The 9,885-nt window shown below is 40.0% G+C and carries 8 protein-coding genes, 15 tRNA genes and 1 pseudogene; 23 read left to right on the top strand and 1 reads right to left on the bottom strand.

All coding sequences use genetic code 11. The features are described 5' to 3' along the window. Positions 1 to 11 precede the first annotated feature (11 nt). The 15 genes from ACESOD_RS03680 to ACESOD_RS03610 all read left to right on the top strand — a co-directional run bounded on the left by ACESOD_RS03680 (position 12) and on the right by ACESOD_RS03610 (position 1,334). Positions 12 to 84 (top strand) — tRNA-Lys (locus ACESOD_RS03680). Positions 85 to 89: 5 nt separating this feature from the next. Further along, positions 90 to 171 (top strand) — tRNA-Leu (locus ACESOD_RS03675). Between the two features lie 12 nt (positions 172 to 183). Further along, positions 184 to 256, top strand: a tRNA-Thr gene (locus ACESOD_RS03670). Positions 257 to 282: 26 nt separating this feature from the next. After that, positions 283 to 354, top strand: a tRNA-Gly gene (locus ACESOD_RS03665). Between the two features lie 7 nt (positions 355 to 361). Further along, a tRNA-Leu gene (locus ACESOD_RS03660) sits at positions 362 to 447 on the top strand. 8 nt (positions 448 to 455) lie between these two features. Beyond that, a tRNA-Arg gene (locus ACESOD_RS03655) sits at positions 456 to 529 on the top strand. 15 nt (positions 530 to 544) lie between these two features. Further along, positions 545 to 618, top strand: a tRNA-Pro gene (locus tag ACESOD_RS03650). 5 nt (positions 619 to 623) lie between these two features. After that, positions 624 to 697 (top strand) — tRNA-Met (locus ACESOD_RS03645). A gap of 13 nt (positions 698 to 710) precedes the next feature. Next, a tRNA-Ile gene (locus ACESOD_RS03640) sits at positions 711 to 784 on the top strand. An 11-nt stretch (positions 785 to 795) separates the two neighbouring features. Then, positions 796 to 885: transfer RNA gene (locus ACESOD_RS03635), tRNA-Ser, on the top strand. Positions 886 to 895: 10 nt separating this feature from the next. Further along, positions 896 to 969 (top strand) — tRNA-Met (locus ACESOD_RS03630). Positions 970 to 972: 3 nt separating this feature from the next. Further along, a tRNA-Phe gene (locus ACESOD_RS03625) sits at positions 973 to 1,045 on the top strand. A gap of 13 nt (positions 1,046 to 1,058) precedes the next feature. Beyond that, positions 1,059 to 1,129: transfer RNA gene (locus ACESOD_RS03620), tRNA-Gly, on the top strand. A 37-nt stretch (positions 1,130 to 1,166) separates the two neighbouring features. Further along, positions 1,167 to 1,240, top strand: a tRNA-Ile gene (locus ACESOD_RS03615). 6 nt (positions 1,241 to 1,246) lie between these two features. Continuing rightward, positions 1,247 to 1,334: transfer RNA gene (locus ACESOD_RS03610), tRNA-Ser, on the top strand. A gap of 230 nt (positions 1,335 to 1,564) precedes the next feature. Here the strand turns inward: ACESOD_RS03610 and tnpA are convergent. Beyond that, a pseudogene (gene tnpA / locus ACESOD_RS03605) lies at positions 1,565 to 2,027 on the bottom strand (IS200/IS605 family transposase). Between the two features lie 592 nt (positions 2,028 to 2,619). Here tnpA and ACESOD_RS03600 point away from each other — a divergent pair. From ACESOD_RS03600 to ACESOD_RS03565, 8 genes are all read left to right on the top strand, one after another. Further along, complete coding sequence (locus ACESOD_RS03600; protein WP_373094052.1) at positions 2,620 to 3,768, top strand: DUF4767 domain-containing protein; 1,149 nt, start codon at positions 2,620 to 2,622, stop codon at positions 3,766 to 3,768. Positions 3,769 to 3,916: 148 nt separating this feature from the next. Next, positions 3,917 to 4,621 carry a hypothetical protein gene (locus ACESOD_RS03595; protein ID WP_373094050.1) on the top strand — a complete coding sequence of 235 codons (705 nt, stop codon included), beginning with the start codon at positions 3,917 to 3,919 and terminating at the stop codon, positions 4,619 to 4,621. Between the two features lie 133 nt (positions 4,622 to 4,754). Continuing rightward, a complete protein-coding gene (locus ACESOD_RS03590) occupies positions 4,755 to 5,204 on the top strand; it encodes a MarR family winged helix-turn-helix transcriptional regulator (protein WP_000359847.1) in 450 nt (149 codons plus the stop codon). 3 nt (positions 5,205 to 5,207) lie between these two features. Continuing rightward, the gene (locus ACESOD_RS03585) at positions 5,208 to 5,972 is read left to right on the top strand and encodes a nuclear transport factor 2 family protein (RefSeq protein WP_373094049.1); all 765 of its coding nucleotides are present in this window, start codon (positions 5,208 to 5,210) and stop codon (positions 5,970 to 5,972) included. Positions 5,973 to 5,985: 13 nt separating this feature from the next. Further along, a complete protein-coding gene (locus ACESOD_RS03580) occupies positions 5,986 to 6,945 on the top strand; it encodes a zinc-binding dehydrogenase (protein WP_373094047.1) in 960 nt (319 codons plus the stop codon). Next, a complete protein-coding gene (locus ACESOD_RS03575) occupies positions 6,946 to 7,674 on the top strand; it encodes an ATP-binding cassette domain-containing protein (protein ID WP_049525697.1) in 729 nt (242 codons plus the stop codon). Further along, positions 7,667 to 9,187, top strand: coding sequence for an ABC transporter permease/substrate-binding protein (locus ACESOD_RS03570; RefSeq protein WP_373094046.1), 1,521 nt, complete (start codon positions 7,667 to 7,669; stop codon positions 9,185 to 9,187). The genes ACESOD_RS03575 and ACESOD_RS03570 overlap by 8 nt, the downstream gene beginning before the upstream one ends. Then, on the top strand, positions 9,184 to 9,807 hold the full coding sequence (locus tag ACESOD_RS03565; protein ID WP_373094045.1) for an endonuclease III domain-containing protein: 624 nt from the start codon (positions 9,184 to 9,186) through the stop codon (positions 9,805 to 9,807). Before ACESOD_RS03570 ends, ACESOD_RS03565 begins: the two co-directional genes overlap by 4 nt. Positions 9,808 to 9,885: the final 78 nt, after the last annotated feature.

Raw genomic sequence — 9,885 nt, 5'->3', positions numbered from 1 at the left:
AAGTTATTTTAGACTCGTTAGCTCAGTTGGTAGAGCAATTGACTTTTAATCAATGGGTCACTGGTTCGAGCCCAGTACGGGTCATCATTGCGGGTTTGGCGGAATTGGCAGACGCACCAGATTTAGGATCTGGCGCTTAACGGCGTGGGGGTTCAAGTCCCTTAACCCGCATAATAGAAATAAGCCGGCTTAGCTCAGTTGGTAGAGCATCTGATTTGTAATCAGAGGGTCGCGTGTTCAAGTCATGTAGCCGGCATTTTTTAATATAACCAAGAGGTCGATGCGAACGTAGTTCAGTGGTAGAACACCACCTTGCCAAGGTGGGGGTCGCGGGTTCGAATCCCGTCGTTCGCTTAGAGAGGCCGGGGTGGCGGAACTGGCAGACGCACAGGACTTAAAATCCTGCGATTGGTAACGATCGTACCGGTTCGATCCCGGTCCTCGGCATATAAAGAGCACCCTTAGCTCAACTGGATAGAGTACCTGACTACGAATCAGGCGGTTAGAGGTTCGACTCCTCTAGGGTGCATTTTTCTATTTAACTCGGGAAGTAGCTCAGCTTGGTAGAGTACTTGGTTTGGGACCAAGGTGTCGCAGGTTCGAATCCTGTCTTCCCGATTGATGGCGGTGTAGCTCAGCTGGCTAGAGCGTCCGGTTCATACCCGGGAGGTCGGGGGTTCGATCCCCTTCGCCGCTATAATGATCTTGTTGGACCTTTAGCTCAGCTGGTTAGAGCTCTCGGCTCATAACCGAGTGGTCGTAGGTTCAAGTCCTACAAGGTCCATTAAATACTATGGAGGATTACCCAAGTCCGGCTGAAGGGAACGGTCTTGAAAACCGTCAGGCGTGTAAAAGCGTGCGTGGGTTCGAATCCCACATCCTCCTTTATTATTAACGCGGGATGGAGCAGCTCGGTAGCTCGTCGGGCTCATAACCCGAAGGTCGTAGGTTCAAATCCTGCTCCCGCAATAAGGCTCGGTAGCTCAGTTGGTAGAGCAATGGATTGAAGCTCCATGTGTCGGCGGTTCGATTCCGTCTCGCGCCATATTTATTTTTATGCGGGTGTAGTTTAGTGGTAAAACTACAGCCTTCCAAGCTGTTGTCGCGAGTTCGATTCTCGTCACCCGCTTTGAACATATAGTTCATTTACCAAGTTTTTAAAACTTGGGCGCGTAGCTCAGGTGGTTAGAGCGCACGCCTGATAAGCGTGAGGTCGGTGGTTCGAGTCCACTCGTGCCCATTAATAGGAGAATTACTCAAGAGGCTGAAGAGGACGGTTTGCTAAATCGTTAGGTCGGGTAACTGGCGCAAGGGTTCGAATCCCTTATTCTCCGTAATTAGAGCTTTTTAGCTCTTTTTTTGTGTTTTTGACTGTAAAATTTAGGCTTTTTGATAACTATGGTAGGGCGATGAATTGTTACAATCATGACCACCCGTCTAACGGGTGGTTTGAACCAGGGCTATAAGCCCAAATTACCAGCCAGCGCCTAAAGACGCTGGCTTTCACGTTGTTCAAGCCTCATTGCTCTTGACTCGTCACTTGCCTCTTAAAGAGGCGTGAGTATTACTTACCACTATCCCTAAAGGGATCCTCATATTCTTTTACACTCAATTTATCTAGTGCTATATCATGCTTTTCCTGATCTTGTATGTATTTCCTTATCGTGGCTTCATTGAGACCTACTGTACTCACATAGTAACCTTCTGCCCAGAAATGCCGATTCCCAAACTTGTACTTGAGATTAGCGTGTTTGTCAAACATCATGAGTGCACTTTTACCTTTTAAATAACCCATGAAACTTGAAACACTTATCCTCAGTGGAATACTGACTAACATATGTACATGATCAGGCATTAAATGGCCCTCGATAATCTCAACACCTTTATAACTACATAATCGGCGGAATATTTCTCCCAAACTACTTCGATATTGATTATAAATGACTTTTCGTCTATACTTAGGGGGGAACACAATGTGATACTTACAGTGCCACTTTGTGTGATAAACTATGTGTCTTTTGTGCCATGGTTTTCTCCTTTTGCTTTACAATTGGCTTGAACACCTTTATTGTATCGCGTTTGGAGTTTTTTTGGTATAACCTTCGATGCGCACCCGCATAGCGGGTGGTTTATTTGTCTCGCATCTCACGGAGCGAGACGGACTGAAAGTCACATAATCTGGAGTGAAACAAAAGATTCACTCTTTTTGTTTCACACTTAGGAAGTTTCTTGGTTTTATGTTATTAAACTAACCGAATATATAAGTTTTTTTAGCAATTTTGTATTTTTTTTCTAGATTCTATCTGCATTTTTATTTTGGTCTTTCGATGTGTTAATGTTCTTTTCTTTATTTCATGTAAGTTTCTATTATAATTTAATCGTATTATAAATTACCTTTAAATAATGGTTTAATCTCTTTTTGTTATAGCTCCTATTGGCCTTTCCTACATTATGTTTAGATATATAGTATTTATCGAACGTGTATCTAATATAAGAATAATAGAACTTATTTACTTAGTATTTGTATATATAAGTTTTTTTTATTTTACCGAAACTCTAAAATATTTGATATAATGTAGGCAAAGCTATGGTCACCATTCATTTCAAGAGGAGATTTTTATGGGTAATAGAAGTATAGTAGGAAATCTGTTTATTCTTATATTTAGTTTTTTAACAGTTGGTTGTAGTAATCAAAATTCTGTTGTTTCTAGTAATGATATTAGTTTATCTACTACAACTAGTCAGTCAACTACTAGTAACGAGATAAAGTCTGGGGAGTCTAAGAAAGATTACAAAGATTTATACAAGCCAGTTTTTGAGGATTACAAAAAGATATTTTCTTCTTCTAAAGATTCAAGTGCAATTGCAAATCTTTATCAAAAATTGAATGCAACTGAACGCCCTATCAATAGTTGGTCGGTTGAAAATGCGGTTTTTCAATCAGATAAAATGGGTTATGCCAATGCGGATCTTAATAAAGATGGTGTAGAGGAATTGCTAATAGGAGTTGAGCAATCTAATGGTGATTATTTTATTTCGGGTCTTTATTATCTTGTAAATGAGAAACCGGTCCTTTTAGCAGAAGGTTTTGTTGCAGGCCATGGTGGTGCTAGAAATTCTATGAATATCTATAAGGGTGGAGACATCTTAGAATTAAGCTGGTCATCTGGTACAGGTCAAGGTAGGGGAGTACTTTATCATCTGAATTCGAGCCAACAAGCAGCAAGTAAAGTTCAGGAACAGGACATTCGTGTTCCTGGTAACAAAAGTTTGCATTCTGATTTTGGTAAGACAGAGGCAGAATCAATGAATTTCAAGCAACTAGATTGGCAGAAATTTGAAGATTCTAGTAACTCGGCTATCTCGGGAGATAAGCAAAGGGCCCCTTGGAATGCTAGGAAATCTGCTAAATTAGAAGAGTTCATAAAAGGGTGGGGTGAAAGACTTGGTCAACCTAATTACGAAAAGGGAATATCAGGAGGGGATGTTGGTGCAGATAATCTCTATACCTTTGGAGATGGACCAAGCGAAAAAATGAATGCCGAATACACGGATACAGGTTTAGGAACTGCTAAGTACCGTATTGTGGAACGCTATAGTAACTGGAATAAATACCCGGACGTGCATAGCTACTTTTTTGCGATAACTGATACTGGGGAAGCGATTGTTTTTCATTCTCCAACAACAAATGGTGGGGTTATGTACCTAAAACCGACAGAGAATACAGAGATCCAAGCAGAGTTTAAACGCTTAGTTGAGGAAGACTAGAAAAATGAAGAGTTTGGTCTTGGTCAATCTCTTTTTATAAAAATCTCTTTCTTCCATTTTTATGCTTTTTGAGTGTTTAATGTTATACTTGTGTTAAGTTAGATAGAAAAGTGTCATTCGATGATGATTTTATCAGTAAGGAGAATATATGCCAAAAAGTGTGAAGTTTCATAGTATTTATTATAGATTTGTTCTATTTATAATTATTTTATATTTTTTGGGTGTTCATCAAATTGCTGGGCGAGGTATTCAAACAGTTACTATCTTTGATTACGTCTTCAACTTTCATCAAACACAGTTAGGGTATTTCCTTCTTTTATTAATTTTAGTTGGCATTGGTATTAATTTTCTTTTTCCTTGGAAATTTTATATTACTCAGGATGGGATATACATTAGAAGGTTAGATTTATTTGTTCCTTGGAGTGATATTAGTGGAGTTTCCCATGTTTGGATTAACAAAGCGAGTAATTTTAGCAGAGGGCTTGTTTTTTATAATAATAAATGTTTAGTTTTCTATCGTAATAATTATAAACCGATTTGTATCTATAATACTTCTTTATTAGCCTTATTTCTTGTCAAACTCTTTAATTCTCAGATCAAGACGAATATCATGTCAGCTAGTTTTGCTACGGGATTTAATATTCTATTGAATACATCAATTGTCTGTTATCTTTACTTTCTTGATTTAAAAACTCTTAGTTTTAGTTATTTTTTACTTTTTTGCTTACTCTACTTTATAAAAATTTTTATCATTCCTTTATGTTTGGTTTCTAGTCAAAATTCTAAGTATGGTCCTTATCTGGTCCATAGTAGTTTCTTTAAGAGGAATGCTTCAGATATGATTCATGTTTAATTTTATAAAAATGATGACTTTCTACTTTTGGGTAGGAAGTTTTTTATTATTTCTATATCGAAATAGTTGACAGATGTAATGAAAAGTCTTACAATAAATTCAGAAAGTTCGATATAGAAGTAAAGGAGACAAAATGGACAAGATGTTAGGGGGCTACCAAGCTCTACAGATTCGATTGTTGAATGGGCGTATCTTTCAAAAACTCTTGAGCAAGGAACCAGATGCCCAATACAGAAGTGAGCAGGGAAAAATTTTAACAATCTTGTGGAAGCAAGAGTTGGGTTGTGCTACCGCAACTGATATTGCTCTTGCGACAGGTCTGGCAAACAATACGCTGACCAGTATGGTTAAGAAATTAGAAGAACAGGGTTTGGTTGCGATTAAGCCTTGTACACAGGATAAAAGAAAAAAATATATCTCTTTGACAGATCTCGGTTGGGCGCAAAAAGAAATTGGAGACCGTGTCAGTAAAGAGTTAGGTGAAATTTTCTACCAAGGATTTTCGGATCAAGAAATCCAGGAATTTGAAGCTTATCAAGAGCGTATTATCACTAATTTAAAGAAAAAAGAAAACGAGGAATAAATCATGTCCATTCAAGCACAAAATGCACAAAATCTATATATTCGTGCTATTCAAGATGGCCGTGTAGCAGAAGCGCAAGCAAGCTTATTAGGGGATACCTATATCCAACACTCGACAGGAGTGCCGGATGGGAAAGAAGGATTCGCTACTTTTTTTGCAGATTTTATCAAGCGCCATCCAGAACGTGAAATCAAGATTGTTCGTACCATTGAAGATGGCAATCTGGTTTTTGTTCATGTGCACCAGTACCTAAACGGTGGAGAAGCCCAATGGGTGACTACAGATACTTTCCGTGCAGATGAAAATGGTCATATCGTTGAGCATTGGGATGTTATTGACTATTATTGTACACCTGAAAATGGCCAACTTGATCAGATCTTTGGAGATTTTGAAATCAAGGACTTGGACAAGTCAGCGGAAAATAAACAGCTGGTCCGTCGTTTCTTGACAGAAATTTTCCAAAACAAGGAGCTCGATCAATGGGAAGACTTTGTGACAGAGGATGTGATTCAGCATAATCATGAGATTGGGCAAGGGAGTCAAGCTTATAAGGATTACGTACGCGAGCACCATGTGGCCTATGACTTTGTTTTCCAACTCTTGACTCAAGGAAATTTTGCAGTGAGTTATGGTCAGGTATTGATTGATGGCGTTGCCTATGCTCAATACGATATCTTCCGTTTAGAAAATGGGAAAATTGTTGAACATTGGGATAATAAGGAAGTTATGCCCAAGGTAGAAGACTTGACCAATAGAGGGAAATTTTAAAAAGGAATACATTATGAAAGCAGTTGTTGTAAGCACTCCAGGTGGACCGGAGGTATTAGAAGTTGTCGAACGACCAAAACCAGTCCTGAAGGCAGGTTGGACCCTGGTGAAAATCCAAGGATTTGGCATCAATCATAGTGAAATTTTTACCCGTAAGGGACAATCACCATCTGTGAAATTTCCTCGTGTATTAGGGATTGAGTGTGTCGGTCTTGTGGAAGAAACGACACGACCGGATTTGAAGATTGGGCAACAAATCATTTCCATTATGGGAGAGATGGGGCGAGCCTTTGATGGAGGTTATGCAGAGTATACACTTCTTCCAAATGAACAAATTTATCCAATCAAGACAGAACTTGATTTGGAAAGCTTGATCGCCCTTCCGGAAACCTATTACACGGCATTTGGCTCTTTTCTCAATCTTAAGATTGAGGAGAAAGATAGCGTGTTAGTTCGAGGAGCAACCAGTGGTGTAGGAATTGCCTTTGCTAAACTGCTGAAAGAGAAATTTCCTAATATTCACTTGGCAGGAACTAGCCGAAACCTAGCTAAGGAAGAGAAACTGAAAGCGGTCGGATTTGATCAGGTGATTTTGGAGAAGGATGGTATCTTGCACACGAAAGAGCAGTTCGATAAGGTTTTGGATCTTGTTGGTCCAAGCGCTATTCTCGATACTTTTGCGCGGACAGCAGAAGGCGGGATTATCTGTTCTTGTGGGTTACTGGGTGGTCAGTGGACTGTTCCAGACTTTGATCCAATCGAAATGCTCTCTCGCAATCTCTACTTGACGACCTTTGCTTCTGGCAATGTGTGTCAAGACAAGCTTCAGGCTTTGGTAGATTTTGTCGAGCAGTATCATGTAGATGTAGGACCTGAAAAAGTTTATAAGATTGACCAAATTCAGGAAGCGCATGCTTATCTGGAAGGAAGCCATTCTTTTGGCAAAGTTATCGTGAAAAATGAGGTAGATTAAATGATTGAATACAAACATGTAGCCTTGCGCTATACGGAAAAGGACATTTTAAAAGATGTCAATCTCCGCATTGAAAATGGAGAATTTATGGTGCTAGTGGGCCCTTCAGGATCTGGCAAGACCACCATGATCAAGATGATTAACCGTCTTTTGGAACCGACAGATGGCAATATCTATATGGATGGGAAACGCATCAAAGACTATGATGAACGAGAATTACGTCTCAGTACCGGCTATGTCCTTCAAGCCATTGCCCTATTTCCTAACTTGACCGTTGCGGAAAATATAGCTCTCATTCCTGAGATGAAGGGCTGGAGCAAGGAGCAAATCACTTCTAAAACAGAAGAACTCTTGGATAAGGTTGGCCTGCCTGCGGCAGACTACGCTCATCGGTTACCAAGCGAGTTATCTGGTGGGGAGCAACAGCGGATTGGCATTGTGCGAGCCATCATTGGGGAACCAAAGATTCTATTGATGGACGAGCCTTTTTCAGCCTTGGATGCCATCTCTCGCAAGCAGTTGCAAGAATTGACTAAGGCATTACATAAAGAATTCGGCATGACTACCATCTTCGTAACACATGATACGGATGAGGCCTTAAAATTAGGGGATCGAATTGCAGTTTTGCAGGATGGAGAAATTCGCCAGGTGGCAGAACCTGAAACAATTTTACAAGCGCCTGCGACAGACTTTGTAGCAAACTTGTTTGGAGGTAGCCTTCATGTCTAATTTGATTTCAACATTTCAAGAGCGTTTTAGTGAATGGGTAACCGCTCTTGGGCAACACTTACAATTATCGCTTTTGACCTTATTGGTTGCTATTTTTCTGACCATTCCACTTGCTGTTTATCTAAATAGCCACAAAAAAGCGGCGAACTGGGTGCTACAAGTTGCGGGTATCTTCCAGACCATTCCCTCAATGGCTTTATTGGGGCTCTTTATTCCTTTAATGGGGATTGGAACCTTACCAGCACTCACAGCCCTTGTTATTTACGCTATTTTCCCGATTTTAGAAAATACGATTACAGCCTTGAACGGCATTGATCCTAGTCTTGAGGAGGCAGGGATTGCTTTTGGAATGACCAAGTGGGAGCGACTCAAGAAGTTTGAAATTCCACTTGCCATGCCTGTCATTGTATCGGGGGTTCGTACAGCAACCGTTATGATCATTGGGACAGCGACTTTAGCCGCTCTTGTTGGAGCTGGTGGATTAGGCTCCTTTATCCTTTTGGGAATTGATCGTCGGAATGCTAGTCTGATTTTAATCGGTGCAATCTCATCAGCCATTTTGGCCATTCTCTTTAATGTTGTTCTCAAATGGTTGGAAAAGGCAAAGTTGCGTACAATTGTTGCAGCCTTTGCTGTTATGGTGCTTGGTTTAGGAGCAAGTTATGCTCCAAGCATGATTCGAAATAAAGAGAAAGAAAATCTGGTTATAGCTGGGAAGTTGGGACCTGAACCTGAGATTCTCATGAATATGTACAAGCTTATCATTGAGGAAAATACGGATATGACGGTGACGGTCAAGCCTAACTTTGGGAAGACAGATTTCCTTTATCAAGCGCTGAAAAAGGGTGATATTGATATCTATCCAGAATTTACAGGGACTATTACAGGTTCTCTCTTGCAGCCAGCTCCTAAAGTGAGCAATGACTCTGAAGAAGTTTTTGAAGCTGCGCGTGATGGAATTAAGAAACAAGATAATCTAGTCTTACTGAATCATATGGCTTATCAAAATACCTTTGCGATTGCAGTTCCTAAAAGTATTGCGAAAGAATATAATTTGAAGACTATTTCCGATCTTAAAGGAGTTCAAGATAAACTGAAGGCAGGATTCACTCTGGAGTTTAACGACCGTGAGGATGGAAACAAGGGGTTACAGTCTGTTTATGGATTGAATCTAAATGTGGCAACAATGGAGCCAGCTCTTCGCTATGATGCGATCAAGGCTGGTGATATACAGATTATGGAAGTCTACTCGACAGATCCAGAAATCGAACGTTACCAACTTCAAATTTTAGAAGATGATCAACACCTCTTCCCTCCTTATCAAGGCGCTCCACTCATGAAAGCTGAATTACTCGAAAAACATCCGAAGTTGGAAGCTGTTCTTAATAAACTAGCTGGTAAAATCACCGAGAGCCAGATGAGTCAGATGAACTACCAGGTTGGTATTGATGGTAAGGATGCTTATACTGTTGCACATGATTTCTTGGTGGAACAGGGATTGTTGAAGAAATGATAAAGCAAGAAGAAATACAAGAAACTCTTTTGCGACTCTGTGAGCACTATGGAGAGCAAAATTGGTGGCAATCGGATAACAAGCTGGAAGATTTGGTATCGACTATTTTGATCCAGCGAACAACTGAGAAGAATGACAAGTTAGCTTTAGCTGGTCTTATGGATATCATGACAGTAGAGGGGATTCTGGATTTATCGCTAGAAGAGTTACAGGAACGTATTCGACCTGCTGGATTTTTTAAGCAAAAGTCTCAAACGATTAGGGGACTTCTGATCTGGTTAAGAGAAGTTGGTGGTTTTGAGGTTCTTGCTAGGTTTCGGACAGAAGATTTACGGAAGCAACTTTTGGAGTTAAAAGGGATTGGACCAGAGACTGCAGATGCACTTTTACTTTATCTTTTTGATCGTCCCGTTTTTATTTCGGATGAATATGCGAGAAGACTTTTTCGACGCTTAGGATTTGGAAACTTTGATACCTATAATGAAATGCATGCTGTTTATAGTGATGTCTTGGAAGGACTCACTCTCAAACAATGCCAAGAGATTCATGCTGTTATTGATGAGCATGGAAAAGCTTTTAGCAAAAGTAAAGGCCAGTTAGACGAAAGTTGGTTACGATAAAAAATTCTAAGACTTCTTGTCTTAGAATTTTGTTAGTAAATTTATTGCCTCAAAAAATCATAGTTTGATTAGATTAGT

Origin of the sequence: Streptococcus oralis (genome assembly GCF_964238205.1) — a bacterium.
Taxonomy (GTDB): domain Bacteria; phylum Bacillota; class Bacilli; order Lactobacillales; family Streptococcaceae; genus Streptococcus; species Streptococcus oralis_CZ.
Note: the sequence above shows the minus strand (reverse complement) of the source record. Positions and strands in the feature narration are given on the sequence as shown.

Bases quoted from the DNA above. Each gene is read 5' to 3' on its own strand.
- ACESOD_RS03600 (WP_373094052.1), top strand. From the start codon at position 2,620: ATGGGTAATAGAAGTATAGTAGGAAATCTGTTTATTCTTATATTTAGT.
- ACESOD_RS03595 (WP_373094050.1), top strand. From the start codon at position 3,917: ATGCCAAAAAGTGTGAAGTTTCATAGTATTTATTATAGATTTGTTCTA.
- ACESOD_RS03590 (WP_000359847.1), top strand. From the start codon at position 4,755: ATGGACAAGATGTTAGGGGGCTACCAAGCTCTACAGATTCGATTGTTG.
- ACESOD_RS03585 (WP_373094049.1), top strand. From the start codon at position 5,208: ATGTCCATTCAAGCACAAAATGCACAAAATCTATATATTCGTGCTATT.
- ACESOD_RS03580 (WP_373094047.1), top strand. From the start codon at position 5,986: ATGAAAGCAGTTGTTGTAAGCACTCCAGGTGGACCGGAGGTATTAGAA.
- ACESOD_RS03575 (WP_049525697.1), top strand. From the start codon at position 6,946: ATGATTGAATACAAACATGTAGCCTTGCGCTATACGGAAAAGGACATT.
- ACESOD_RS03570 (WP_373094046.1), top strand. From the start codon at position 7,667: ATGTCTAATTTGATTTCAACATTTCAAGAGCGTTTTAGTGAATGGGTA.
- ACESOD_RS03565 (WP_373094045.1), top strand. From the start codon at position 9,184: ATGATAAAGCAAGAAGAAATACAAGAAACTCTTTTGCGACTCTGTGAG.